This is a genomic window from Prauserella endophytica, from assembly GCF_005146945.1.
In the GTDB taxonomy this organism is placed as follows: domain Bacteria; phylum Actinomycetota; class Actinomycetes; order Mycobacteriales; family Pseudonocardiaceae; genus Prauserella_A; species Prauserella_A endophytica.
This window is the reverse complement of the sequence record NZ_SWMS01000005.1, coordinates 76,921-101,099: the sequence shown is the minus strand read 5'-3', so window position 1 is coordinate 101,099 and position 24,179 is coordinate 76,921. Positions and strand designations below refer to the sequence as shown.

25 protein-coding genes are annotated in these 24,179 nt (G+C 71.1%); 5 read left to right on the top strand and 20 right to left on the bottom strand.

The features are described from left to right. The first annotated feature begins 39 nt into the window (after positions 1–39). Positions 40–1,431 (top strand): mycothione reductase, encoded by a 1,392-nt coding sequence (locus FCN18_RS11495; protein WP_137094886.1) that lies wholly within the window; start codon positions 40–42, stop codon positions 1,429–1,431. Here the strand turns inward: FCN18_RS11495 and FCN18_RS11490 are convergent. Next, positions 1,428–2,636 carry a CynX/NimT family MFS transporter gene (locus FCN18_RS11490; RefSeq protein WP_407675772.1) on the bottom strand — a complete coding sequence of 403 codons (1,209 nt, stop codon included), beginning with the start codon at positions 2,634–2,636 and terminating at the stop codon, positions 1,428–1,430. The genes FCN18_RS11495 and FCN18_RS11490 overlap by 4 nt on opposite strands. 68 nt (positions 2,637–2,704) lie before the next feature. Between FCN18_RS11490 and FCN18_RS11485 the strand changes: the two genes are divergently transcribed. Next, positions 2,705–3,391 (top strand): FadR/GntR family transcriptional regulator, encoded by a 687-nt coding sequence (locus FCN18_RS11485; RefSeq protein ID WP_112272024.1) that lies wholly within the window; start codon positions 2,705–2,707, stop codon positions 3,389–3,391. Positions 3,392–3,519: 128 nt separating this feature from the next. Here FCN18_RS11485 and FCN18_RS11480 read toward each other — a convergent pair whose 3' ends face one another. From FCN18_RS11480 to dxr, 14 genes are all read right to left on the bottom strand, one after another. Further along, entirely contained in the window at positions 3,520–5,310 is a 1,791-nt protein-coding gene (locus tag FCN18_RS11480) for a helix-turn-helix domain-containing protein (protein ID WP_113642397.1), read from the bottom strand. A gap of 4 nt (positions 5,311–5,314) precedes the next feature. Further along, positions 5,315–6,631 (bottom strand): MFS transporter, encoded by a 1,317-nt coding sequence (locus FCN18_RS11475; RefSeq protein ID WP_137094881.1) that lies wholly within the window; start codon positions 6,629–6,631, stop codon positions 5,315–5,317. A 40-nt stretch (positions 6,632–6,671) separates the two neighbouring features. Continuing rightward, positions 6,672–7,424, bottom strand: coding sequence for a 3-hydroxybutyrate dehydrogenase (locus tag FCN18_RS11470; RefSeq protein ID WP_112272020.1), 753 nt, complete (start codon positions 7,422–7,424; stop codon positions 6,672–6,674). A gap of 87 nt (positions 7,425–7,511) precedes the next feature. After that, positions 7,512–8,369: a type I methionyl aminopeptidase gene (gene map / locus FCN18_RS11465; RefSeq protein ID WP_112272019.1), complete on the bottom strand. Its 858-nt coding sequence runs from the start codon at positions 8,367–8,369 to the stop codon at positions 7,512–7,514. A 10-nt stretch (positions 8,370–8,379) separates the two neighbouring features. After that, positions 8,380–8,775, bottom strand: coding sequence for a type II toxin-antitoxin system VapC family toxin (locus FCN18_RS11460; protein ID WP_112272018.1), 396 nt, complete (start codon positions 8,773–8,775; stop codon positions 8,380–8,382). Beyond that, positions 8,772–9,053 (bottom strand): type II toxin-antitoxin system Phd/YefM family antitoxin, encoded by a 282-nt coding sequence (locus tag FCN18_RS11455; RefSeq protein ID WP_112272017.1) that lies wholly within the window; start codon positions 9,051–9,053, stop codon positions 8,772–8,774. The genes FCN18_RS11460 and FCN18_RS11455 overlap by 4 nt, the downstream gene beginning before the upstream one ends. 17 nt (positions 9,054–9,070) lie before the next feature. After that, positions 9,071–10,870 (bottom strand): penicillin-binding transpeptidase domain-containing protein, encoded by a 1,800-nt coding sequence (locus tag FCN18_RS11450; RefSeq protein ID WP_112272016.1) that lies wholly within the window; start codon positions 10,868–10,870, stop codon positions 9,071–9,073. Between the two features lie 45 nt (positions 10,871–10,915). Continuing rightward, positions 10,916–11,770, bottom strand: coding sequence for a GNAT family N-acetyltransferase (locus FCN18_RS11445; RefSeq protein WP_137094879.1), 855 nt, complete (start codon positions 11,768–11,770; stop codon positions 10,916–10,918). A 67-nt stretch (positions 11,771–11,837) separates the two neighbouring features. After that, positions 11,838–12,230, bottom strand: coding sequence for a VOC family protein (locus FCN18_RS11440; RefSeq protein WP_112272118.1), 393 nt, complete (start codon positions 12,228–12,230; stop codon positions 11,838–11,840). After that, positions 12,227–13,072, bottom strand: a complete 846-nt coding sequence (locus FCN18_RS11435) for an AraC family transcriptional regulator (RefSeq protein ID WP_113642389.1) — start codon at positions 13,070–13,072, stop codon at positions 12,227–12,229. The genes FCN18_RS11440 and FCN18_RS11435 overlap by 4 nt, the downstream gene beginning before the upstream one ends. Positions 13,073–13,082: 10 nt before the next feature. Next, a complete protein-coding gene (locus FCN18_RS11430; RefSeq protein WP_112272013.1) occupies positions 13,083–14,126 on the bottom strand; it encodes an LLM class flavin-dependent oxidoreductase in 1,044 nt (347 codons plus the stop codon). A 6-nt stretch (positions 14,127–14,132) separates the two neighbouring features. Then, entirely contained in the window at positions 14,133–15,278 is a 1,146-nt protein-coding gene (gene ispG / locus FCN18_RS11425) for a flavodoxin-dependent (E)-4-hydroxy-3-methylbut-2-enyl-diphosphate synthase (protein ID WP_112272012.1), read from the bottom strand. Positions 15,279–15,432: 154 nt separating this feature from the next. Then, the gene (locus tag FCN18_RS11420; protein WP_112272010.1) at positions 15,433–16,638 is read right to left on the bottom strand and encodes a M50 family metallopeptidase; all 1,206 of its coding nucleotides are present in this window, start codon (positions 16,636–16,638) and stop codon (positions 15,433–15,435) included. A gap of 3 nt (positions 16,639–16,641) precedes the next feature. Next, positions 16,642–17,847, bottom strand: a complete 1,206-nt coding sequence (gene dxr / locus FCN18_RS11415) for a 1-deoxy-D-xylulose-5-phosphate reductoisomerase (RefSeq protein WP_137094877.1) — start codon at positions 17,845–17,847, stop codon at positions 16,642–16,644. An 89-nt stretch (positions 17,848–17,936) separates the two neighbouring features. On the opposite strand from dxr, the gene FCN18_RS11410 reads away from it, so the two are divergent. Continuing rightward, on the top strand, positions 17,937–18,197 hold the full coding sequence (locus tag FCN18_RS11410; protein ID WP_112272116.1) for a DUF2631 domain-containing protein: 261 nt from the start codon (positions 17,937–17,939) through the stop codon (positions 18,195–18,197). Between the two features lie 246 nt (positions 18,198–18,443). Here the strand turns inward: FCN18_RS11410 and rlmN are convergent, their stop codons facing one another. Continuing rightward, positions 18,444–19,550, bottom strand: coding sequence for a 23S rRNA (adenine(2503)-C(2))-methyltransferase RlmN (rlmN, locus tag FCN18_RS11405; RefSeq protein ID WP_112272006.1), 1,107 nt, complete (start codon positions 19,548–19,550; stop codon positions 18,444–18,446). A gap of 97 nt (positions 19,551–19,647) precedes the next feature. Here rlmN and FCN18_RS11400 point away from each other — a divergent pair, with 97 nt between their 5' ends. Then, the gene (locus FCN18_RS11400) at positions 19,648–20,259 is read left to right on the top strand and encodes a PadR family transcriptional regulator (RefSeq protein WP_206077869.1); all 612 of its coding nucleotides are present in this window, start codon (positions 19,648–19,650) and stop codon (positions 20,257–20,259) included. On the opposite strand, the gene FCN18_RS11395 is transcribed toward FCN18_RS11400, so the two are convergent. After that, the gene (locus tag FCN18_RS11395; RefSeq protein ID WP_137094873.1) at positions 20,220–20,999 is read right to left on the bottom strand and encodes a class I SAM-dependent methyltransferase; all 780 of its coding nucleotides are present in this window, start codon (positions 20,997–20,999) and stop codon (positions 20,220–20,222) included. The two genes, FCN18_RS11400 and FCN18_RS11395, sit on opposite strands and share 40 nt — an antisense overlap. An 87-nt stretch (positions 21,000–21,086) precedes the next feature. On the opposite strand from FCN18_RS11395, the gene FCN18_RS11390 reads away from it, so the two are divergent. After that, positions 21,087–21,932, top strand: a complete 846-nt coding sequence (locus tag FCN18_RS11390; protein ID WP_112272000.1) for a VOC family protein — start codon at positions 21,087–21,089, stop codon at positions 21,930–21,932. Positions 21,933–21,951: 19 nt separating this feature from the next. Here FCN18_RS11390 and FCN18_RS11385 read toward each other — a convergent pair whose 3' ends face one another. The 3 genes from FCN18_RS11385 to pyrH are packed head-to-tail and all read right to left on the bottom strand — an operon-like array spanning position 21,952 to position 24,154. Beyond that, complete coding sequence (locus FCN18_RS11385; RefSeq protein WP_112271999.1) at positions 21,952–22,845, bottom strand: phosphatidate cytidylyltransferase; 894 nt, start codon at positions 22,843–22,845, stop codon at positions 21,952–21,954. Further along, the gene (gene frr / locus FCN18_RS11380; protein WP_112271997.1) at positions 22,845–23,402 is read right to left on the bottom strand and encodes a ribosome recycling factor; all 558 of its coding nucleotides are present in this window, start codon (positions 23,400–23,402) and stop codon (positions 22,845–22,847) included. Before frr ends, FCN18_RS11385 begins: the two co-directional genes overlap by 1 nt. Positions 23,403–23,404: 2 nt before the next feature. After that, entirely contained in the window at positions 23,405–24,154 is a 750-nt protein-coding gene (pyrH, locus tag FCN18_RS11375) for a UMP kinase (RefSeq protein WP_112271995.1), read from the bottom strand. Between the last annotated feature and the right edge of the window lie 25 nt (positions 24,155–24,179).

The following is a 24,179-nucleotide window of genomic DNA, read 5'->3' as shown; positions in this document are numbered from 1 at the left end:
GGCTCAACGCAGGCCCACCACCGTCTGAAGGGTAACGCCGTGCCGCACTACGACCTGGTGATCATCGGGACCGGGTCGGGGAACTCGATCCTCGACCAGCGCTTCGCCGACAAGAAGGTCGCCATTGTCGAGAAGGGTGTCTTCGGGGGCACGTGCCTGAACGTGGGCTGCATCCCGACCAAGATGTTCGTGCACGCCGCCGACGTCGCCGCGACCCCGGCCGCCGGCGCCAGGCTCGGCGTCGACGCGCGGCTGGAGCGGGTGCGCTGGCCGGAGATCCGCGACCGCATCTTCGGCCGGATCGACCCGATCGCCGCGGGTGGCCGCGAGTACCGGATCGAGCACGAGGACAACGCCAACGTCACCGTCTACGAGGGCGAGGCCCGCTTCACCGGGCACAAGGAGCTGGCGGTCGCGCTGCCGGGCGGCCAGGAGACCCTCACCGCCGACGCGTTCGTGCTGGCCGCGGGCGGGCGGGCCGTCGCGCCCGACATCCCAGGGCTGGCGGAGTCCGGCTACCACACCTCGGACACGATCATGCGGATCGACGAGCTGCCCTCGCGCATCGTGATCCTGGGCAGCGGCTTCATCGGCGCGGAGTTCGCGCACGTCTTCGGCTCGTTCGGCGTGGAGGTGACGATCGTGGCGCGCTCGGGCGCGCTGCTGCGGGTGGAGGACGACGACGTAAGCAGGCGCTACACCGAGCTGGCCGCGCAGCGCTTCGACGTGCGGCTGAACCGGAAGACCACACGCGTGCGCCGGACCGCGGCAGGCGTGGCGCTCGACCTGGAGGGACCCGGCGGCGCCGAGACCGTCGAGGGCGACCTGCTGTTGGTGGCCACAGGGCGGCACCCGAACTCCGACGTGCTCGACGTGGCGAGGACCGGGGTCACCACGCTGCCGTCCGGGCACGTCGAGGTGGACGAGTACCAGCGCACGAAGGTCGACGGCATCTACGCGCTCGGTGACATCTCGTCCTGGCACGAGCTCAAGCACGTCGCCAACCACGAGGCGCGCGTCGTGCAGCACAACCTGCTGCACCCGGACGAGCCGATCGCGGCCGACCACCGGTTCGTGCCGCACGCGGTGTTCACCTCGCCGCAGATCGCGTCGGTGGGGCTCACCGAGCAGGACGCCGCCGCGCGGGGCGTGCGGTACGTGACGGCGACGCAGGACTACGCCGGCATCGCCTACGGCTGGGCGATGGAGGACACCACGAGCTTCGCGAAGCTGCTCGCCGACCCGGCGACCGGGCAGCTCATCGGGGCGCACATCATCGGCCCGCAGGCTTCGACGCTGATCCAGCCGCTCGTCCAGGCGATGAGCTTCGGCCTCGACGCCCGGTCGATGGCGCGGGGGCAGTACTGGATCCACCCCGCGATGCCGGAGCTGATCGAGAACGCACTGCTGAACCTGCCACTGGAGAACTAGACGTACCGGGGCCGTCCGGCGAGGTAGCCGAAGACGAGCTGGCCGACGAGGACGCACAGGAGCATCGCGCACGGCACGGTCCAGCCGCCGGTGACGTCGCGCAGCAGGCCGAACAGGAACGGCCCCAGCGCGGCGAGCAGGTATCCGAGGCCCTGCGCCATGCCCGACAGCTTCGCCGTGTCCGCGCTCGTGCGGGCCCGCAGCGCGATCGTCGCGATGGCGAGGGTGAAGACGCTCATGCCGATGCCGATCAGCACCGACCACAGCAGCGGTGCCGCGGACGGCGCCAGCATCAGCCCCGAGACGCCTGCGATGCCGAACACGCCGAGGCCGACGACCCACCAGCTCTGCCCGCCGCGCCGCGTCGCGAGCGGCGCCACGAGCAGGCTCGTCGGCAGGCCGAGCAGGGACACCAGGCCCACCATCAGCCCGGCGGCGGTGCGGCTCACGCCCGCGTCGAGCAGCACCTGCGGCAGCCAGCCCATCATGATGTAGGCGAAGCACGCCTGGCTGCCGAAGAACAGCGTCACGGTCCAGGCGAGCGGGCTGCGCAGCAGCGAGCGCCCTCCGCCCGCCGTCTCGGGGGTGTTCGCGACGCCGTCGGGCCTGCCTCGCGTCGCCCCGAACCACAGCACCAGCGCGAGGGCCGCCAGCACCGCCCAGCTGCCGAGCCCGGCGCGCCAGCCGCCGAAGGCGTCGCCGAGTGGCGGCGTCACGGCGGAGCCGAGCGCGCCACCCGCCTGCAGCGCGGCGGTGTAGATGCCCGTCATGAGGCCGATCCGCGCGGCGAACGACGACTTGACCACCACCGGGATCAGCACGTTCGCGAGCGCGATGCCCGCGCTGGCGACGAGCGTGCCGCCGAGCACGACCCAGGGTCCGTTGAGCACCCGCAGCACGAGGCCGACCGTCAGCACGCCGAGCGCGACGGCGACGGCCGTGTTGAGCCCGATCCGGCGGGCGAGGTAAGGAGCCGCGAGCCCGGCGAGTGCGAAGCACAGGCCGGGCATGGTGGTGAGCGCACCGGCCCACGTGGCCGACGCGCCGAGCGTCTCCCGCATCTCGTCGAGCACGGCCCCCGCGGAAGTGACCGACGGCCGCAGGTTGAGCGCCGCGAGCACGACGGCGACCATCAGCAGCGCGCCACCGGCGAGCGCCGGGACACCGGACTGCTGATCGGCACGCGTGTCGTCGTGCACGAACATTCCGCCGTCGGTTGCCATGTCCGCTACCCTAACAAAAAGGTAGGATGATCGGCTGAAGGGATGATCGGGTGCCTCTCGCGACCACGCAACGCTCCGGACTGGTCGACCAGGTGATCAATCAGCTCCGCGAGGCGATCCGCCAGGGCGAATGGCCGCTCGGCGAGCGCATACCGACCGAATCCGAGCTCGTCGCCAGCCTCGGAGTGGGGCGCAACACCGTGCGTGAGGCGGTCCGGGCGCTCGCCCACAGCGGGCTGCTGGAGGTGCGCCAGGGCGCGGGCACCTACGTCCGGGCCACCAGCGAGGTCTCCGGCGCCATCCGCAGGCTGGCCGGGTCGGAGCTGCGCGAGGTGCTGCAGGTCCGCAGGCCGCTGGAGGTCGAGGCCGCACGGCTGGCCGCCACGGAACGAACCGACGAGGAGCTGCGCGAGCTCGCCGACGCGCTCGCCAGGCGTGACCAGGCCTGGCAGGCCCAGCACTTCGAGGAGTTCGTCCGCGCCGACGCGGAGTTCCACCTGCTCACCGTGCAGGCAAGCCACAACGCGTTGCTCACCGAGCTGTACCGGGGCCTCACCGAGGTGGTCACCGCGAGCGTCGCCGCGACCTCGCAGACCCACCTCTCCAGCGCCGAGCCGATCGGCCACCACGGCCTCCTGGAGGCCATCGCAGCCAAGGACCCCGACCGCGCCGTCGCCGAGGCCAGCGGCTTCCTCACCGAGCTGCTCGCCCGCAGCGACGAGGACCTGGAGCAGTAACGCCACAGGCAGTGGTGACCCGTGCGGGTGGTGGCCGATGCAGTGGTGGCCAATGCAGTGAAGGCCACCTTCACTGCGTTGAACGCAGGCATGGTGGCCTTCACTGCATCCGGGGTCGCCCTCCGGGCTCAGCCGGCGAGGTCTCGCAGTCTGAGGGCCAGCTGGAGTTCCAGTGCGCGGTCCGGCTCCTGCCAGCCGGGGCCGAGCAGCGAGGAGATCCGCTCCAGCCGCTGCGCGACCGTGTTGACATGGACGTGCAGCTCCTCCTTGGCCCGCGAGAGGTTGCCGCCGCACCTGAAGTAGGCCCGCAGCGTGCGCAGCAGCTCGGTGCCCTTGGCCTCGTCGTAGTCGAGCACGGGGCCGAGCGTCGCCCGCACGAACTCGGGCACGTCCGCCCGGTCGCCCAGCACGAGCCCCACGAAGCCCAGCTCGGCCGGCGCCGCACCGTGCCCATGCCTGCCCAGCACGAGCAACGCGCGCAGGCACCTCGCCGCCTCCGCGTGCGCGGCTGCGAGCTCGGCAGGGCCGCTCGCGGGCCCGGCGGCGCCGACGGTGACCGGCGAGCCCAGCACGGCGGTCAGGTCGGTGGCGACCGTGCGCGCGAAGGCACCCGGCGACTCGCTGACCGCGAGCAGCACGACCTGCTCCGCGTGCACCCCGGCGAGCACGCCACGTCGAGCTGCCGCCGAGGCGAGCCGGGCCCGCGAGACGTCCCCGGCGTGCAGCGCGAGCACCACGTGCGGCGCGCCGAGGTCGACGCCGAGCCTGCGCCCCCGGTCCAGCAGCGCCGCGGGATCGCGACCCGGAGCCGTCAGCAGGTCGGCCACCAGCTCGCCCCGCACGCGGTCCTCGGCCTCGGCCGCCGAACGGCGCAGCAGCAACAACAGCGCCGTCACCACACTCGCGCGTTCGAACAGGCGCCGGTCCGCGTCCGACAGCGCGGGCCTGCCGCTCAGCGTGATGCTGCCCATGAGCTCGGGACCCGCCAGCACGGCGCACACCCACACGTCGCCGTCGGGCACCGCCCTGCCCGCCGCACGCGAGGCGGCGATCGCCTCCGGCGAGCGCGTGGCCGGACCGCCGCCCGAGCGGCCCAGCTCGGCGCCGTCGGCGTCGTGCACGACGATCCCACCGCCGAGCACCGCGGCCACGGCCTCGGCGACCTGCCGCACGTCGGCGCCGCCGAGCACCAGCTCCGTGAGCCGGTCGTGCGCCTCCTGTGCCCTGGCGAGCGCCTCGTGGTGGGCCTTGATCGTCGCGTTCGCGCTGGCCAGCTCGGCCAGCGCGCGTGCGTTGTCGATCGCGATCGCCGCGTGGTCGGCGAACGACGACAGCAGCGCCACCTCGTCCGGCGAGAACTCTCGCGGGCGCCGGTCCGAGGCGTACAGCACTCCGATCACCTGCTCGCCGAGCGAGAGCGGTACGCCGAGGATCGCCACGAGTCCCTCGTCGCCCACCGCGCGGTCGATGGGCCCGGTGTGCTCGAAGCGGTCGTCGGCGGGGTAGTTCGCGGTCGCGTACGGGCGGGCGGTCTGCGCGACGAGTCCGCCAAGCCCCTCCCCCATGCCCAGCCGCAGCTGCTGGAACAACGCCGACGCGGAACCGTCGGTGACCCGCATGTACGTGCCGCCCTCGGCCTCGTCGTTGAGGCTCAGGTACGAGACGTCCACTCGTAGCAGCATCCGCGCCCTACGGACGATCGAGCGGAGCACGGCGTCGAGGTCCCGCAGCCGCGCGAGGTCGCTCGCCGTGTCGAACAACGCCGCGAGCTCGGCCTCTCTGCGGCTGCGGGCATCGAGCGTGCGCCTGATGTCCATCGCGAGGCGCACCGCGGCGCCGTCCGCGGGGACGCGAGCCAGCTCGTCGCTGCTCGCGCCCGCGGCCAGCAGTTCCAGCAGGCGGTGTTCGCTTTCGGTCACGCACTCATGCTGTCACCGAGGACGGCTGCTCGGCGTCCAGCAGCGAGGTGCCACGCGTTTCCTTCGCCAGATACACGGCCACGAGCGTGAGCACACAGGTGGCGGCGAGGTAGCACGAGATCAGCAGGCTCGCGCCGGTGCTGTCCAGCAGCGCCGTGGCGATGAGCGGGGCGAGCCCGCCTGCCACGATCGACGCGAGCTGGTAGCCGATCGACGCGCCCGAGTAGCGCACCTTGGTGCCGAAGAGCTCAGAGAAGAACGCCGCCTGCGGGCCGTACATCGCACCGTGCAGCACGAGCCCGATGGTGACCGCGGCGATGATCCCGAACGTCGAGCGCGTGTCGAGCATCGCGAAGAACACGAACGCCCACACGCCCATGCCGACGGCGCCGAAGGCGTACACCGCCCTGCGCCCGAGGACGTCGGACAGCAGTCCCCACAGCGGGATCGTGGCGAAGTGGATGGCCGAACCGATCAGCACGGCGTTGAGGCCGGTCGACTTCGGCAGGTCCAGCTGGTTGGTGAGGTACACGAGCACGAACGCCGTGAGGACGTAGTAGGAGACGTTCTCGCCGAACCGGGCGCCCATCGCGATCAGCACCTGCCGCCAGCTGTGCCGCATCACGGTGACGATCGGGGCCTTCTCCGGCGCGGGCTCCTCGTCGGCCTGCTTGACGGCCTCCATGAACACCGGCGACTCCGACACCGCCAGCCGGATCCACAGCCCGATCACCACGAGCAGCCCGGAGAGCAGGAACGGGATCCGCCAGCCCCAGGACTCGAACGCGGCGTCGCTCTGCACGGCCGCGAGCACCGCGAGCACGGCCGTGGCGAGCAGGTTGCCGCCCGGGGCGCCGGCCTGTGGCCACGACGCCCAGAAACCGCGCCGCCTGGCGTCGCCGTGCTCGGACACGATGAGCACCGCGCCACCCCATTCACCGCCGAGCGCGAACCCCTGGACCAGGCGCAGCAGGACCAGCAGCAGTGGCGCGGCGATGCCGATGCTCGCATAGGTGGGCAGCAGGCCCATCGCGAACGTCGCGCCGCCCATCATGAGCAGGCTCAGCACGAGGAGCTTCTTGCGACCGAGCTTGTCGCCGTAGTGCCCGAAGACGAGCCCGCCGAGCGGCCTGGCGACGAACCCGATCGCATAGGTGCCGAACGCCAGCAGGGTGCCCGTGAGCGGGTCGGCTTCGGGGAAGAACAGCGTGTTGAACACCAGCGCGGCCGCGGAGCCGAACAGGAAGAAGTCGTACCACTCGATCGTCGTGCCGATCATGCTGGCGACGACGACGCGTTTGATGGACTTGGCCTCGGGCATGGGGCATCACCACTTCGTTGTGCGAACGGGAAATCGGGAGCTAGCTGGCGGTCCAGCCGCCGTCGAGCGGGATGGACGCGCCGGTGAGGTACCCGGCCTGCTCGCCGCAGAGCCAGAGCACCACGGCGGCGACCTCGGCGGGCTCGATCAGGCGCTTGACGGCCGTGCGGCCGAGGAAGACCTCGTCCACCACGGCGCGTTCGGGAATGCCGCGCGAGCGGGCCTGGTCGGCGACCTGGCCCTCGACGAGGGCGGTGCGCACGTAGCCGGGGTCGACGCAGTTGCTGGTCACACCGTGCGCGGCGCCCTCCAGCGCGGCGACCTTGCTGAGCCCTTCGAGGCCGTGCTTGGCGGCGACGTAGGCGGCCTTGTTCGGGCTCGCGCGCACGCCGTGGACGCTGGAGATGTTGATCAGCCTGCCCCAGCCGCGCTCGTACATCGCGGGCAGGCAGTGCCGCATCAGCAGGAACGGCGTGGTGACCATCAGCTGCTGCATCGCGGAGAACTTCTCGGGCGGGAAGTCCGGGATGGCGGCGATGTGCTGGAAGCCGGCGTTGTTCACGAGCACGTCGACCTCGGCGGGCAACCCGGCGACGGCGGCGGGGTCGGTGAGGTCGGCCACGTGCGCGACGGCACCGGTCTCCTCGGCTGTCGCCGAGGCTCCGTCGGCGTCGGCGTCGACGAGGTGCACCTTCGCCCCGGCCTCGCTCAGCGCCTGCACGCAGGCGCGCCCGATGCCGCTCGCGCCGCCGGTGACGAGTGCGGTCCTGCCGTGCAGGGAGGTGCTGGTCATGGCAGTTGACGGTACGAGCAGAACACCCCGTCAACCATGTGTGCGCAGGCCACAACCCGGGGGTGGGTTGTGTGGGACGGAGCTACCTCAGGGCAGTGTGAGGATCTCGGCGCCGCTCTCGGTGACGAGGATCGTGTGCTCGAACTGGGCGGTCCACTTCTTGTCCTTGGTGGTGACCGTCCAGTCGTCGTCCCAGACGTCGTAGTCGATGGTGCCGAGGGTGATCATCGGCTCGATCGTGAACGTCATGTTCTGCTCGATCACCGTGGTGACCGACGGCTCCTCGTAGTGGAGCACGGTCGGCGCGGTGTGGAAGGCCGGCCCGACGCCGTGCCCGGTGAAGTCGCGGACCACGCCGTAGCCGAACCGCTTGGCGTAGGACTCGATCACCCTGCCGATCACGTTCAGCTGCCTGCCGGGACGCACGGCCTTGATCGCGCGCATGGTCGCCTCGTGGGTGCGCTCGACGAGTAACCGCACCTCCTCGGAGACGTCCCCGGCGAGGAACGTCGCGTTGGTGTCGCCGTGCACGCCGCCGATGTACGCGGTGACGTCGATGTTGCAGATGTCGCCGTCCTCGATCACGGTCGAGTCGGGGATGCCGTGGCAGATGACCTCGTTGAGCGAGGTGCAGCACGACTTGGGGAAGTTGCGGTAGCCCAGCGTCGACGGGTAGGCGCCGTGGTCGAGCAGGAACTCGTGCACGACCTTGTCGATGTCGTCGGTGGTGTTGCCCGGCTTGACGGCCTTGCCGCCCTCCTCCAGCGCCTGCGCGGCGATCCTGCTCGCCACCCGCATGGCCTCGATGACCTCGGGCGTCCGCACGCCGTTGCCGGAGTCACGCTGCGGCGCGGGCTTGCCGACGTACTCGGGGCGCGCGATGGCGGAGGGGACGGAACGGACCGGCGTCTGCACGCCAGGCTGGAGCGGGGCACGAACGGGCATGGTCCCCAGCCTACGACGCCCCGGGGGACGCGATGGGGAGACCGGCCAGTCGCGCGGTCTCCAGCAGCCGCTGGTCGTAGGCGACCAGGTGCTGGAGCTCGGCGCGGACCCGCATCGCCGATGCGAGGTGGATGGCGTCCAGTGAGCGCAGCGGCCCGGGCAGGGAGCCTGCGGCGTCCAGCACCGCGGCGGTCATGGGCAGCTGCAGGAGATCGCCGAGCACGAGCTGTGCCCGCAGGTAGGCAACGTCGCCGCCCCTGCGCACGGCGCGGGGCAGCTCGACCCTCGCGAGCATCGAGCTGCCTTTACGCGTGCCGCCGTGCTCCCGCAGCCACGACACCAGCTCGGGGGTCTCGTCCTCCTTCACGACGAGCTTGACCAGCGCCGACGTGTCTAAGTAGATCACCAGCGTTCCTCGTCCCGGAGCCGCCGCAGCTCGTCCGAGCCGGAGAAGCCGAGATCCAGCGGCTCCGGCAGGTCGCCGCCGAGCACACCGGTCGGCCGCTCCGGCGGCAGGATGTCGCCCCTGGCGAGCAGCTCGTCGATGCCGCCACCGCCCGAGGTCGGCCGCAGCTCGGCGACCGGCCTGCCCCGGTCGGTCACGGTGAACGACTCTCCCGCCGCCACCCGCCGCAGGTACACGCTCGCGCTCTGCCGCAGCTCGCGCACCCCGATGGTCTCCATGTGCTACATAGTAGCACTTATCGGAGTCCACCGAGGAACCGCTGCGCGGCCTCGACGGCGGGCGCGGAGCTGCCCGCGTCGACCGTCAGCACCGAGAACGCGACGTCGCCCTGGTACCCGGCGAACCAGCCGTGCGAGCGGGTGCCGTCGCCGAACTGCGCCGTTCCCGTCTTGCCGTGCACACCGGGCAGGCCGGCCAGCGCGGTGGCCGTGCCGTCGGTCACCACCTCGCGCATCATCGTCCGTAGCGCCGACAGCACGTCCTCGCCGATCGGCTCGCCGAGCTGGGTCGCCTCGGTCCGCTCGCCCTTCAGCAGGCTCGGCACCGGCGTCTTGCCCGCCGCGACCGTGCCCGCCGCCACCGCCAGCCCGAACGGGCTCGCGAGCGTCTTGCCCTGCCCGAAGCCGTTCTCCGCGCGCTGCACGGTCTCCTCCGCGGGCGGCACGGACCCGGTGATCGTGGTGATGCCGGGGATCACGAAGTCGGCGCCGATGCCCAGGTCGCGCGCCGCCTTGGTGAGCGCGTCCGCGGGCAGGTCCACGGCCAGGCGCGCGAACGTCGTGTTGCACGAGCGGGCGAACGCCGTGTGCAGGGGCACCCTGCCGAGGCCGAACTCGTCGTCGTTGGGGATGCGCCTGCCCTCGATGGTCGTCGTCGGTGGGCAGTCGACCAACGTGCCCGGCCCGGCGTTGCCATTGGAAAGGGCCGCCGCCGCGGTGGCGATCTTGAACGTCGAGCCGGGTGGGTACCGGCCGGTCAGCGCGATCGCGCCCTGCTCGTCGGCTGCCTCGTTCTGGGCGACCGCCAGCAGCTCGCCGGTCGAGGCCTGCAACGCCACGATGGCCGCGGGCTTGGCGACGTCCCGCAGCGCGTCCTCGGCGGCCTCCTGTGCGCGACGGCTGAGCGTGGCCGGCACGGCGTCCGCCGGGCGCGCCTGCTCGGCGTGCAGCTCCGCGATCTCCGCCCCCGTCGGGTCGGTGGTCACCACACGCCAGCCCTCCCGGCCCGCGACGCGGTCGGCTACCTCGCTCCGGATCGCGGGCAGCACCTGGCTGCCGAGCCCGCGCTCAGCGCTGAGCAGCCGCTCGTCGCTCGTGAAACGCACGCCCGGCAGGTCGTAGATGGCCGGCTTGACCGACTGGTAGTCGGCCGAGCGCAGGCTCGCCACGAGGTAGCCCTTGCCCTGCTCGGTGCCCCTGACGCCGTCGAGGATCGACCGCTTGGTGATGCTCGGCTCCAGCCTGCCGAGCTGGTCCGCGAGCGTGCCCGCGACGTCGTCCAGCCGCTCCCCCGCCGCCTCGCCGTCGACGACCACGCCGATCACGGTGTCGGCCTGCAGCAGCGGCGCGCCGTCGCGGTCGAGCACCGGCGCCGGCGGCGGGGTCTCGGTCCGCAGCGCGAGCCCCTGCTGCACGCCCAGCTCCGGATGCACCAGCGCAGGCTCCCACCGCAGCTTCCACTCGCCGTCGGCCTGGTGCAGCCGCGCCCTCGCGTCGTAGGCCCACCGCCGCTTCTCACCGAGCTGCCACTCGAGCCGGTAGCCCACGGTCGCCCCGGCCTCGCCCTCCTCGGCGACCTCGCCGACGGACGTGCCGATCGACTTCGGTTCGAGCGCCCCACGCGCCTGGTCGAGCACGGCCTTGGCGGCCTCCGGCCGGTCGGTCAGCCCGGCGGCCGCGGCGGTGTCCCCGCCCGCGAACGCCTCGAGGAACTCACCGACCGTGTCCCCGGGATCCGGCCCGCCGAACACACTGCAACCGCTGACCACGAGCGCGGCGCACGCCAGCGCCGCGCCGATCCGGTGACGTTCACGCACGACTGATCAGTATGCAGACCGGACCGGCGGATCCGCCCGCGACACTCAGAACAGCACAGTGGCGTACCGGCCGACCTGCCGGAACCCGATCTTGCGGTAGGCGGCGAGCGCGGGCGAGTTGAACGAGTTGACGTACAGGCTCGCCACCCGGCCCATGCCGCGGATGAGCCGGGTGGAGACCGCGGCGGTGCCCGCGGAACCGAGGCCGTGACCGCGGCGGTCGGGGTGCACCCACACGCCCTGGATCTGGCCCACCGTTTCCGACAACGCACCGATCTCGGCCTTGAACACGACCTCGCCGTTCTCGAAGCGGGCGAACGCCCGGCCGCCGGCGATCAGCTCGGCGACCCTGGCCCGGTAGCTGGCACCGCCGTCGCCGGCGCGCGGGTCGACGCCGACCTCCTCGACGAACATCGCGATCGCCGCAGGCAGGTACCGGTCGAGCTCGTCGGGCCGCACCGGCCGCACCTCGCGGTCGAAGGGCACCGCCGGGAGGCGGTCGAGCGCCATCAGCGGCTGGTCGTGCCGGACCTCGCGGGCGGGACCCCATTCGGCCACCAGCTCGTCCCACAGCCCCAGCACCTGCTCGGAGGGCCCGACGAGCGACGAGCACGTGCGCTGCCTGCGCAGCGCACGGTCGGCGAACGACCGCAGTGCCGCGGCGTTGCCCCGCAACGGGATCATGTTCGGCCCGGAGAAACACAGGCCGTGCAACGCACCGGAGCGGGCGGTCCTGCCGTCCGCTCCCCAGAGCTCCCCACCAAGCCGCCATGGATCCAGCCCGGCCACCTCGACGCGCGCGGAGACCATGCAGCTACCCACGGGGTCCGCGGCGAGCGCGGCCCGGACCGCCGGGTAGTCGCTGTCGTCGAGCAGCCGCGCACCTGCAAGCCGCAACACGCTCCCAGCCTGCCAGATGCCGGGCGCGAACGGAAAAAAGAACCCCCGGTCGGCCCCGGAGAATCGATCACGCGCCCTGGTAGGTACCGAAGGTCCACCCGTTGCCCTCGGGATCGGCGATGCCGACGTTGCGCGAGCCGTAGTCGGTGTCGTAGGGCTTCTCGGTGATCGTCGCGCCCGCGTCGAGCGCCCGCCGGTACACGGCGTCGGGGTCGGCGGTCACCACGTAGAGCCACTGTGTCCGCGCGGTCGGCTCCTCGACGCCCTTGTGCCCGTGCCCGCGCGTGCCCAGCATCACGCCGCCACCCTCGGGCCACCGCAGTTCGGCGTGGACGATCGTCGCGCCGTCGTCGTCACGGACCACGAGCGCCTCGGTGAAGCCGAACACGTCGACAAGAAAACGCCGGGCCGCTTCGGCGTCGTCGTACAGCAGTGCCGGCCAGATTCCTGGGTTGTTCATGCCCCCGAGTCTGCGCCGGGCCACCCCGCCTCGTATTGCAGAAATGGGAGCTCCTCGGCGATCCACGTGCCCGGCGGGCACCCCGCGAGGGCACGCCACTCGTTGGTCAGGTGGGCCTGGTCGTGGTAGCCGCACCGCACGGCCAGCTCGGCGAGCCCTCCGCGATGGCCCGCCCGCAGGAGCCTGCCCGCGCGCTCGAACCGCAGCACGCGCCCCGCCTGCTTCGGCGAAAGGCCCAGCTCGCGGGAGAACCGCTCGCCGAAGTGCCGCCTGCTCCAGCCGACCTCGCGCGCCAGCGCGTCGACCCGCAGCGTGCCGCCCGCGCCGATCATCCGCCGCCACGCCCAGCTGATCTCCGGCGCGGGCTCTGGCACGTCGTCGAGCCGGCCGAGCAGGACCTCGTCGAGCAGATCGAACCGGCTCTCCCACTCCGGCGCGGACGCGAGCCGCCCTGGCAGCGCCGCCATCGCGGGCGAGCCGAGATCGGCGAGGTCCACGACGTAGCCGGAGAGATCGGCCGCCCGCACGCCGAGCAGGGCGTACGTGCCGAGCGGATTGAGCTCCAGGTGTATCCCGGCCTGCACGGTGTCCTGCTCGATCAGCGCGGGACCGGTGTGCATGCCGCCGACGAGCCCGGCGAAGGAGCCGGGTGCCTGGTCGGGCCTCGGCATCCCGACGACGCGGACGGGTTCGGCGAGGCTGATGATCAACGTGACGTGCCTGCTGGGCAGGCCGCGGTGGACGGTCAGCGTGTTCTGCCGCTGGGAGTAGCCGATGTAGCGCGTGACGAGGGGCCGCAGCGCGGGATGCGGCGCCCGGACGGCGAAGTCGTCGCGGCCCATGGCCTCGACCCTAGCCCCCGATCTCGCGGCGGACGACGGGCGCGACCTCGGTTCCGAGCAGCTCGATCGCCCGCAGGGTCTCCTTCTGCGGCACGCCCCCGAAAGCGAGCTGGATCAGCAGCCGCTGGTGCCCGAACAGCTCGTGCTGGTACATGATCTTGTCGATGATCTCCTGCGGGCTGCCCACCACGAGCGCACCGGCCCTGGACGACTGGGCGTCGTAGGCATCGCGCGGGGTGTGGAAGCCGTGCCCGCGCTCGTGGAAGTTCTCCAGCATGCCGCGGTCGAAGTACGGGTAGGACAGATCGCGCGCGGCCTGGCTCGTCGGTGCGACGAAGCCGGGCGAGTTGATGCTCAGCGGCAGCGTCGCGGGATCGTGCCCGGCCTCCTCCGCCGCCTGCCGGTACAGCTGGGCGAACGGCGTGAACCGCGCCAGCGGCCCGCCTATGATCGCCAGCGCGAGCGGCAGCCCGAGCCTGCCCGCCCGGACCACGGACGCGGGTGTCCCGCCCACCGCGACCCAGATCGGCAGCTTCTCCTGCAACGGACGCGGTGCGACGTCGGCGCTGTTCAACGGGGCCCGGAAGCGGCCCGACCACGTGATCGGGTTCCGCTCCCGCAGGGCCAGCAGCAGGTCGAGCTTCTCGGCGAACAGCGCGTCGTAGTCGGCGAGGTCGTAGCCGAAGAGCGGGAACGACTCGATGTACGAGCCCCTGCCCGCGATGATCTCCGCGCGCCCGTCGGACAGCAGATCCAGCGTGGCGTACTGCTGGAACACCCGCACCGGGTCCTCCGAGCTGAGCACGGTGACCGCGCTGGAGAGCCGGATCCTCTCCGTGCGCTCCGCCATGGCCGCGAGCACCACGGACGTCGCGGAGACGGCGAAGTCGCCGCGGTGGTGCTCTCCGATCGCGAAGACGTCCAGCCCGGCCTGGTCGGCCACGGCGGCCTGCTCCAGGTAGTCGCGCAGGCGCTGCCGCGCCGTCGGCACGGCTCCCGTCGCCGGGTCCGGGGTGATCTCTCCGAAGGAGTAGACCCCCAATTCGAAGGCCACGGGCCCTCAGCTCACCGTGACGACCGGCTCGCCGCCGGTCTCGCCCGACTCCTCGGCGATGCGCATGGCCTCCTCGATGAGCGTCTCGACGATCTGGTGCTCGGGCACCGTCTTGATCACCTCGCCCTTGACGAAGATCTGGCCCTTGCCGTTGCCGGACGCCACGCCGAGGTCGGCCTCGCGCGCCTCGCCGGGACCGTTGACGACGCAGCCCATGACGGCCACGCGCAGCGGCACCTCCATGCCCTCCAGTCCCGCGGTGACCTCGTCGGCGAGCTTGTAGACGTCCACCTGCGCGCGCCCGCACGACGGGCACGAGACGATCTCCAGCTTGCGCGGCCGCAGGTTCAGCGACTGCAGGATCTGCGTGCCGACCTTGACCTCCTCCACCGGCGGCGCGGACAGCGACACGCGGATCGTGTCGCCGATGCCCTGCCGCAGCAGCGCGCCGAACGCGACGGCCGACTTGATGGTGCCCTGGAAAGCGGGACCGGCCTCGGTGACGCCCAGGTGCAGCGGGTAGTCGCACTGCTCGGCGAGGATCTCGTAGGCCCGCACCATGACCACGGGGTCGTTGTGCTTGACCGAGATCTTCAGGTCGTGGAAGTCGTGCTCGGCGAACAGGGACGCCTCCCACAGCGCCGACTCCGCGAGCGCCTCCGGCGTGGCCTTGCCGTACTTCTCCATCAGCCGCTTGTCCAGCGAACCGGCGTTGACGCCGATGCGGATCGGGGTGCCGTGGTCCTTGGCGGCGCGGGCGATCTCGGCCACCTTGTCGTCGAACTTCTTGATGTTGCCGGGGTTCACGCGCACCGCGGCGCAGCCGGCCTCGATCGCGGCGAACACGTACTTGGGCTGGAAGTGGATGTCGGCGATCACCGGGATCTGCGACTTCTTCGCGATCGCGGGCAGCGCCTCGGCGTCGTCGGCGCTCGGGCAGGCCACGCGCACGATGTCGCAGCCCGCGGCGGTCAGCTCGGCGATCTGCTGCAGGGTGGCGTTGACGTCGGCGGTGACGGTGGTGGTCATCGACTGCACCGAGATGGGGTGGTCGCTGCCGACGCCGACGGTGCCTACCTGCAGCTGGCGGGTCTTGCGGCGTTCGGAGAGTACGGGCGGCGGGGTGGCTGGCAAGCCAAGATCGACGGTCATCGAATCCTCTGCAAACGGTCTACGAACGCGTCGGCACCAACGATACGTCAGCGTGCCTACGGGATGGGGTGAACAGCGTCCACCGTGATGGTGAGCACGGAGAACGCGGCAGCGAGCACAGCAGGGGTTCACCGGCGGGCGAACCCCTGCCCCGTCACGGTGAGAGCCGGATCGGATTGACGATGTCGGCGGTCACCGTGAGCAACACGACAGCACCGCCAATGACGACGATGACCGCCGTCACGGCATTGAGCTTGGTGTAGTCGACCGGACCACCGGGCACCTTGCCACGCAGCTTGCGGAACCAGTCCCGGACCCGCTCGTACCACGTCACCGCGATGTGCCCGCCGTCGAGCGGCAGCAGCGGCAGCAGGTTGAAGATGCCGACGAAGAAGTTGAGGCTCGCGAGCAGGAACAGGAAGACCTCCCACAGACCCTGCTCCACGGCCTCGCCGCCGATGCGGCTCGCGCCCACCACGCTGACCGGGGTGTTCGGGTCGCGCTCGCCGCCGAAGATGGCCTCGACGACGGCCGGGATGCGCTCGGGGAACTCCAGCAGCCGGTTCCAGGTCTCCACCAGCATGTCGCCGGTGAAGCTCAGTGAGCCGCCGAGCGCGGCGACCGGCCCGTACGGCAGCAGGCTCGCCGGCGCGACGCCGATGGCCCCCACCTGCTCGGTGCCGCCGTTGTCGGCGGGCCTGGTGACCCGCGGCACGTCGACGGTCAGGGTCATCGTCTCGCCGTCGCGCAGCACCTCGACCTCGGTGGGGCCGGAGGCGCCCTGCACGGCGACGAGCAGGTCGCTCCACTGCGGAGTCGGCGTGCCACCCACGGAGACGATCTCGTCGCCGGACTGCACGCCCGCCGCCAGCGCGGGCGCAGGGTCGCCCGGCTGGCACACCGGGTTGTTGATCTGCTCAGCGGTGGTGCCGCCCCGCACGCACTGGGAGACCTCGTCGACCACGGGCTTGTTGGTCAGGTTCGGCAGGCCCATCGTGATCGCCATCAGGTACAGCACGATGAAGCCCAGCACGAAGTGCGTGAACGACCCCGCGGACAGCACCACGGTGCGCTTCCAGGTCTTGAAGCGGTACATCGCCCGCGGCGCCTCGTCGGGGGTGACCTCGTCGAGCGCGGTCATGCCCGCGATGTCGCAGAAGCCGCCGAGCGGGATGGCCTTGAGGCCGTACTCGGTCTCGCCCCTGCGGAACGAGAAGATCGTGGGCCCGAAGCCCACGAAGTACCGCCGGACCTTCATGCCGAAGGCCTTCGCGGTGAGCATGTGCCCTGCCTCGTGCAGCGCGACCGACACGCAGATGCCGAGCGCGAAGAGCGCGACTCCCAGGATGTAGACGAGCACGCGCTACTTCCCTCCCGTGCTGATTGCCCGAGCGCGTTCGCGCGCCCACCGTTCCGCGGCGAAGACGTCCTCGGCGTCGCGGGGTTCACGACCCCACTCGCCGGCCGCCTCGACCACCATGCTGACAGTGTCCACGATGGACGTGAAGCTGGTGTTCCCCGCCAGGAATCCCTCGACGAGCTGCTCGTTCGCGGCGTTGAACACCGCGGGCAGGCAGCCGCCCTCCGCGCCGACGTGCCTGGCGAGCTCGACGGCGGGGAACGCCTCGTCGTCGAGCGCCTCGAACGTCCACGCCGTCGCCGTGTCCCAGCGGCACGCCGCGGCGGCGCCGGGCACGCGGCGGGGCCAGTTCAGCGCCAGCGCGATGGGCAGCCGCATGTCGGGTGGGCTGGCCTGCGCCAGCGTGGAGCCGTCGACGAACGTGACCATCGAGTGCACCAGCGACTGCGGGTGCACGGCGACGTCGATCCGGTCACACGGGATGTCGAAGAGCAGGTGCGCCTCGATCAGTTCGAGCCCCTTGTTGACCATGGTCGCCGAGTTGATCGTCACGAGCGGGCCCATGGCCCACGTCGGGTGTTTGAGGGCGTCCTCCACCGTGACGCCTTCCAGCTGCTCGCGGGTCCGGCCACGGAAGGGCCCCCCGGACGCGGTGAGCACGAGCCGATCTACCTCGTCGGCGCTGCCGCCGCGCAGCGCCTGCGCCAGTGCGGAGTGCTCGGAGTCGACGGGCACGATCTGGCCCGGCTTCGCCGCCCGCAGCACCAGCGGCCCGCCCGCGATGAGCGACTCCTTGTTGGCGAGCGCCAGGGACGCGCCGGTCTCCAGCGCCTTCAGCGTCGGCGCGAGCCCCTGCGAGCCCGGCATGCCGTTGAGCACGACGTCGACGGGCACGGCGGCGATCAGCTCGAGAACCGCGTCACGCCCGGCGAAGATCCTCGGCAGCCGGAACTCGCCCTGCGCGTAGCCGCGCCGCTGTGCCTCGGCGTACAGCGCGAGCTGCAGGTCCTCCATCGCGGTCGGCCTGGTCACGGCCACCGCATCGACCTCGTGGGCGATCACCTGGGCGGCCAGCGCCCGCGGGTCGGAGCCGCCCGCGGCGAGCCCGGCGACGCGGAACAGGCCGGGGTTGCGCGCGGCGACGTCGAGTGCCTGCGTGCCGATCGAACCCGTCGAGCCGAGGACGAGCACACTGCGTGGATCGTTCATCGGTGACCATTCTCGCGGACGGCCCTCGCGGCCGGACGGCAGGCATGTGGGATCATCGGAGCGCATGTGATGGCAGGTGAGGAGTGATCGTGGCAGGCAAGGCGATCGAGAAGCGCAGCGGCACCGAGGTCGACCCCCGCGACGAGCCGTCGGCGGAGTGGGGCTGGCACGGCGGCTTCCCGAAGGCCACGCGGTTCGCGGGCTGGTTCACCGTGTTCGCGCTGCTGGTCATGCTGATCGGCAACCACGAGAACAACACCGAGAACGTGTGGCTGGTCGGCCTGGCCCTCTCGGTCGCCTTCGGGCTGGTGCTCGACATGCGCCGCCGCCGCACCAGCTGGCGCCGCTGACTCACGTCCCGGCCGGGACCGGGCGACCAGGACCTGCCCGGCGTCGTCGGGGCGCAGGTCTCCGTGCTTCTCGGCAGGCCGCGGCAACAGGTCCTCGTGGCATCCTCCTCCGGCGTGACGGCCGACAGGCGCGCGGCATCGGCGGTCCGGTTCGCGCGCTGACCGAGCGGCTCCGCGAGGTAAAGGCGCCGGTCAGCGTCGTGTGACCGGTTCGCCCGAACCAGCCCCTGCCGGACGGGAAGGAACTCAGCCCTCCGCCGCGAGCTGTCCGCACGCCGCGGCGATCTCCTGCCCACGGGTGTCTCGCACCGTGCACGCCACACCCCCGGCGTTGACCCGGCGCACGAACTCCCGTTCCACCGGCTTCGGCGAGGCGTCCCATTTGCTGCCCGGCGTCGGGTTCAAGGGGATCACGTTGACGTGCACCAGCTGGCCCAGGTGCTCCCTCAGCCGCGACGCCAGCAGATCCGCGCGCCACGGCTGGTCGTTGACGTCCCGGATCAGCGCGTACTCGATCGACACCCGGCGCCCCGTCGAGTCCGCGTAGTACCGCGCCGCCTCCAGGACCTCCGATACGGGCCACCGGTTGTTCACCGGCACGAGTGTGTCGCGCAGCTCGTCGTCCGGTGTGTGCAGCGACACCGCCAGCCGCACCTGCATCTTCTCGTCCGCGAGCCGACGGATCGCCGGCGCGAGCCCCACCGTGGACACCGTCACCGAACGCTGCGAGATGCCCAGCCCCGCCGGCGCCGGGTCCGTGATCCTGCGCACCGCCGCCAGCACGCGGTTGTAGTTCGCGAGCGGCTCCCCCATGCCCATGAACACGATGTTCGACAGCCGGCCGGGCCCGCCCGGCATCAGCCCGTCCCGCATCACCGCGGCCGCCGCGCGCACCTGGTCGACGATCTCGGCGGTCGAGAGGTTGCGGTCGAGCCCGCCCTGGCCGGTCGCGCAGAACGGGCAGGCCATCCCGCACCCGGCCTGGCTGGAGATGCACAGCGTGGCCCGGTCCGGATAGCGCATCAGCACGCTCTCGAGCAGCGTGCCGTCGTGTGCCCGCCACAACGTCTTGCGTGTCGTCCCGTCGTCGCACGCCAGCGCGCGGACCTCCGTGAGCAGAGCCGGCATCAGCTCGTCGACCAGCCGCTGTCGCGAGGCGGCCGGGATGTCGGTCATGTCCTCCGGATCGACGGTGAGCCGGGAGAAGTAGTGGTTCGACAGCTGCTTGGCGCGAAAGGGCTTCTCACCGAGCGCGGCGACGGCCTCGGCACGCTCGGCGACGGTCAGGTCGGCGAGGTGCCGCTTGGGCAGGCCACGGCGGGGAGCGTCGAAAACAAGGGGGAGGGCAGTCATAGCGTTCTCCATTGTCCCATGAACCCGGTCCTTGCTCTCCGACTGTTTCCGATATATCGTGAATATGTCGAGAAGTTCGCTAGGAAGGATCGACCTCATGAGACACCAGAGACACCACTTCGCACACGAACCGTTCACCCATGAACACGGCAGGCCCGCTTTCGGCCCCCGCGGCCGCGGCCCGTTCGGCGACTTCCCTCCCGGCTTCGGCCCGGGCAGGCGTGGCCGTCCGCACCCCAGGCCCGGCGGTCCCGGCAGGCGAGGTCGGCGCGGCGACGTCCGCTCGGCGATCCTGGCTCTGCTGGCCGAGCAGCCTCGCCACGGTTACGAGATCATCGGCGAGATCGGTGAGCGCAGCGGCGGGTTCTGGCGCCCGAGCCCCGGCTCGGTCTACCCCACGTTGCAGCTGCTCGCCGACGAGGGCCTCGTGCGCAGCGACGAGGACGGCGGCAAGCGCCTCTTCGAACTGACCGAGGAGGGCCGCGCCGCCGCGGAGAAGCTGGGCACCCCACCGTGGGAGCACTTCGCCGAGGGCGCGGATCCCAACGAAATCAAGCTGCGGGAGGCATCCGCCGCGCTGATGGGCGCCATGCACCAGGTTTCACTGGTCGCCTCCAGCGAGCAGAAGGCCAGGGCGGTCGAGGTGATCGACGAAGCGCGGCGCGCCCTCTACGGCATCCTCGGTGAAGCCCCTGCCGACGATGAGTGAACGAGCCCGGTGGGCTTGCCGCGCACCAGAACGCGGTAGCCGACCGGAAGCTCCAGCGGTCCCAGGAGGCCCGGGTTGCGGCGGGCCGTCTCCTCGACGGCCCGCTCGGCAACCCTGGGACTGAACTCGATCCGCAGCACCGCTTCCATGGCCGCACGGTCGGGAAACCGCCAGCGCGTCTGCACCCGGCGGCAGGAGAATCCCGCTGCGGCGAAGAATTCGTCCACTTTGTCCGGATCGTAATGCGGCAGATCCTCCCGCATCCAGTCGCCGTAGGGCGAGTGCCGGGCGTCGAGGTCGACGATCACGAGCGTTCCGCCCGGCTTCAGCACCCGGTCGGCTTCGGACAGGCCGGGCTCGCAACCGGGACCGAAGAAGTACGCAGTCCGCGCGTGCACCACATCCACCGACGCGTCTCGCAACGGCATCCGCTGCGCGGTTCCCTTTCGCACCACGACGTTCTCGCATCCGGCGACCCTGCGCTCGGCACGGCGCACGAGCGGGGGATGGGGCTCCACGCCGACGACCGACGCCGCGGTCTCAGCGAACCGGGCGAGGTGGAAGCCGTCACCACACCCGATGTCGAGCACGCTGCGGCCCCGCCACGACACCGCTTCCGCGAGAGCTCGCCAGATCTCCCCGTCCACGTCCTGCGCGTGGTTCTCGAGTTCGTACGCGTCGGCGTGGTACCAGATGTTGGGGCTGGGGATGACTTCCACCTTGCGCACGAACCTTTTCACGACAACCAGCGTATCCCCGGGAGGAACCCCGTAACATCATCGGCGCGGTATGTGCCGGGGGGCCCATCGCCAGGGAGAGTTCTGCGTATGTCCGTCGGTATGCCCATTCCCCCATCGCTGCTACCGGCCGGGGTTCCGTGCTGGATCGAGCTGGCGTCCGCGAACGAGCAGGCGGCGAGAGACTTCTACGGCGAGCTCTTCGGCTGGGAGTTCTTCATCAAACGCGATCCCGCCACCGTGAACCGGCGCTACACCATCGCCGTGCTGCACGACCTCCAGGCAGGTGGCCTGTACCAGGCCGCAAGCGACCAGCCGACCGGCTGGATGGTGCATCTCGCGGTCGGCAACACCGTGAACACGGCGGAGTGGGTCCAGCACCTCGGCGGGACGATCACGCTGGGACCGGTGGACATCCCCGACCGCGGCAGCATCCTGCACGCGGTCGACCCGAGCGGGGCACCCGTGGTGTTCTGGCAGCCGCCCGGCGACTGGTCGTTCGCCACCTCGCTGCCCGGCTCCTTCACCGGTGCTGACCTCAACACGCACGACGGGCCGAGCGCGGATCAGTTCTACTGCAGGCTTTTCGAGTTCACGAGCCAGCAGATCGGCCAGGGCGGCATCGACTACGTGGAATGGCGGCTCGACCACGAGCCCGTGCTGTACCGGTACGCGATGGACCCGTCGTACCAGGCCACCGTCCCACCACATTGGATGATCTACTTCGAGGCCGACCCCGCACGCGGCACCGATGCCATCGCGGGGCAGGCGCTCATGCTCGGCGGCAACGTGGTCACGGCTCCGTTCGACACGCCGTTCGGCAGGACAGCGGTGCTCGCCGACCCCGGCGGCGCGGTGTTCTCGATCGTCGACCACTCGCGGCCGGTCGACACCGGGGTCGGTAAGGCCGAGGTGGACGACCCCTACGACGACTGACGGCGTGGCGGCGAGCCGCTCAGCCCGTCGCCACGAACGCGCTGAGCAGCAGCCAGGACACGACCGCCGACGGCAGCAGTGAGTCGAGCCGGTCCATCAGCCCGCCGTGCCCCGGCAGGGTGTTGCCCATGTCCTTGATGCCGAGGTCCCGCTTGATCAGCGACTCCATCAGGTCGCCGAGAGTCGCGGTCAGCACGATCGCGGCGCCGAAGAGGACGCCCTGCCACGCCATGCCTTCGAGCAGGAACTGCAGGCAGAGGGCGCCCGCCCCGATCCCGGCCGTCAACGAGCCCGCGAAGCCCTCCCAGGTCTTCTTCGGGCTGATCGTCGGCGCCATCGGGTGCCTGCCGCGCAGCACCCCGGCGACGTAGCCGCCGGTGTCGGACGCCACCACGACGATCATGAACGACAGCACACGGCCGACGCCGTCCTCCGGCGGCACCAGCATGGCGGCGAAGGCCGCGAACAGCGGAAGGTAGGCGGCGGCGAACACCGACGCACCGACGTCACGCAGGTAGCCGTCCGCGCCACCCCGCAGCCGCCAGAGCAGGCACACCAGCACGGTCAGCACGAACGCCGTCAAAGCGCCCTCACGGCCGAACGGCCACGCGAGCCAGATCATCGCCTGGCCACCGACCAGCACCGGGACGAGCGCGACCTTGATGTCGGCGGCCTTGCGGAACGCCGTGGCCAGCTCGATCGTGCCGACCGCGATCGCCGCCGCGATGACGCCGATGAACAGGTAGCGGACGGTGAACAGCGACACCAGGATCGTCGCCCCCAGTGCCACGCCAACGGCGATGGCCGCGCGCAGGTCACGGCCGGCCCGCGAGGCTTTCTTCGCCGGCTCGGGTGGTTGCCCAGGGTCGGCCGCGTCCTCGCGTTCCTCCTGGTGTTCGCTCACCTTCGTCATCAGACCTCGAGCAGCTCGGCTTCCTTGTGCTTGACGAGCTCCTCGACCTGGTGGACGTACTTGTCGGTGAGGTGCTGGAGCTCCTTCTCCGCCCTGGCGACCTCGTCCTCGCCCGCCTCGCCGTCCTTGGCGATGCGGTCGAGCTCCTCCTTGGCCTTGCGGCGCACGCTGCGGATCGAGATCCGGGCGTCCTCGCCCTTGGCCTTGGCGACCTTGACCATCTCCTTGCGGCGCTCCTCGGTCAGCTGAGGAATGACGATGCGGATGATCGAGCCGTCGTTGCTCGGGTTCACGCCCAGGTCGGACTCTCGGATCGCCTTCTCGATGGCGCCGAGCTGCGAGTTGTCGTAAGGCTTCACGATGGCCATGCGCGCTTCCGGGATGTTCACGCTGGCCAGCTGGTTCAGCGGGGTGGGAGCACCGTAGTACTCCACCACGATCCGGGAGAACATCGACGGGTTGGCCCTACCGGTCCGTACCGACGACAGGTCCTCCTTGGCGACGGACACCGCCTTTTCCATCTTCTCTTCGGCATCGAAGAGGGTCTCGTCGATCACGGCTACTCCAGGTGTGTGGGTGTACTGACCAGTGTGCCGATCCTCTCACCACTCACCGCGCGGGCGATGTTCCCCTCGGTGAGGAGGTTGAAGACGATTATCGGCATGTTGTTGTCCATGCACAGGCTGAAGGCGGTGGCGTCCGCGACCTTGAGCCCCCGTTCGAGCACCTCGCGGTGGCTGATCTCGTCGAACAGCTTCGCGCCGGCATCGATCTTCGGGTCGGCGGTGTAGACCCCGTCGACGGCCTTCGCCATGAGGACGACCTCGCAGCCGATCTCCAGCGCACGCTGGGCGGCGGCGGTGTCGGTCGAGAAGTAGGGCATGCCGGTGCCCGCGCCGAAGATGACCACCCGACCCTTCTCCAGGTGGCGCTCCGCGCGGCGCGGGATGTACGGCTCGGCGACCTGACCCATCGTGATCGCGGTCTGCACCCGGGTCGGGACGCCTTCCTTCTCCAGGAAGTCCTGCAGAGCCAGTGAGTTCATGACGGTGCCCAGCATCGCCATGTAGTCGGCGCGGTCGCGGTCCATGCCGCGCTGGGACAGCTCGGCACCACGGAAGTAGTTGCCGCCGCCGATGACGACGGCCATCTGCACGCCCGCGCGCACGACGTCGGCGATCTGCGCGGCGACCGAGTGCACGACATCGGGATCGACGCCGACGGACCCACCGCCGAACATCTCACCACCAAGTTTGAGCAGCACCCGCCGGTAACCGTCGGTGGCCCTGTCGGTGTCGTCCTCGTTCATGTCGCCTCCGCCCGTTCAGGTGCTG

Bases quoted from the DNA above. Each gene is read 5' to 3' on its own strand.
- pyrH (WP_112271995.1), bottom strand. From the start codon at position 24,154: ATGAACGAGGACGACACCGACAGGGCCACCGACGGTTACCGGCGGGTG.
- FCN18_RS11390 (WP_112272000.1), top strand. From the start codon at position 21,087: ATGTCCGTCGGTATGCCCATTCCCCCATCGCTGCTACCGGCCGGGGTT.
- FCN18_RS11490 (WP_407675772.1), bottom strand. From the start codon at position 2,636: ATGTTCGTGCACGACGACACGCGTGCCGATCAGCAGTCCGGTGTCCCG.
- rlmN (WP_112272006.1), bottom strand. From the start codon at position 19,550: ATGACTGCCCTCCCCCTTGTTTTCGACGCTCCCCGCCGTGGCCTGCCC.
- FCN18_RS11440 (WP_112272118.1), bottom strand. From the start codon at position 12,230: ATGAACAACCCAGGAATCTGGCCGGCACTGCTGTACGACGACGCCGAA.
- dxr (WP_137094877.1), bottom strand. From the start codon at position 17,847: ATGAACGATCCACGCAGTGTGCTCGTCCTCGGCTCGACGGGTTCGATC.
- FCN18_RS11400 (WP_206077869.1), top strand. From the start codon at position 19,648: ATGAGACACCAGAGACACCACTTCGCACACGAACCGTTCACCCATGAA.
- ispG (WP_112272012.1), bottom strand. From the start codon at position 15,278: ATGACCGTCGATCTTGGCTTGCCAGCCACCCCGCCGCCCGTACTCTCC.
- FCN18_RS11475 (WP_137094881.1), bottom strand. From the start codon at position 6,631: ATGCCCGAGGCCAAGTCCATCAAACGCGTCGTCGTCGCCAGCATGATC.
- FCN18_RS11435 (WP_113642389.1), bottom strand. From the start codon at position 13,072: ATGGGCCGCGACGACTTCGCCGTCCGGGCGCCGCATCCCGCGCTGCGG.
- FCN18_RS11470 (WP_112272020.1), bottom strand. From the start codon at position 7,424: ATGACCAGCACCTCCCTGCACGGCAGGACCGCACTCGTCACCGGCGGC.
- FCN18_RS11385 (WP_112271999.1), bottom strand. From the start codon at position 22,845: ATGACGAAGGTGAGCGAACACCAGGAGGAACGCGAGGACGCGGCCGAC.
- FCN18_RS11455 (WP_112272017.1), bottom strand. From the start codon at position 9,053: ATGGAGACCATCGGGGTGCGCGAGCTGCGGCAGAGCGCGAGCGTGTAC.
- map (WP_112272019.1), bottom strand. From the start codon at position 8,369: ATGCCCGTTCGTGCCCCGCTCCAGCCTGGCGTGCAGACGCCGGTCCGT.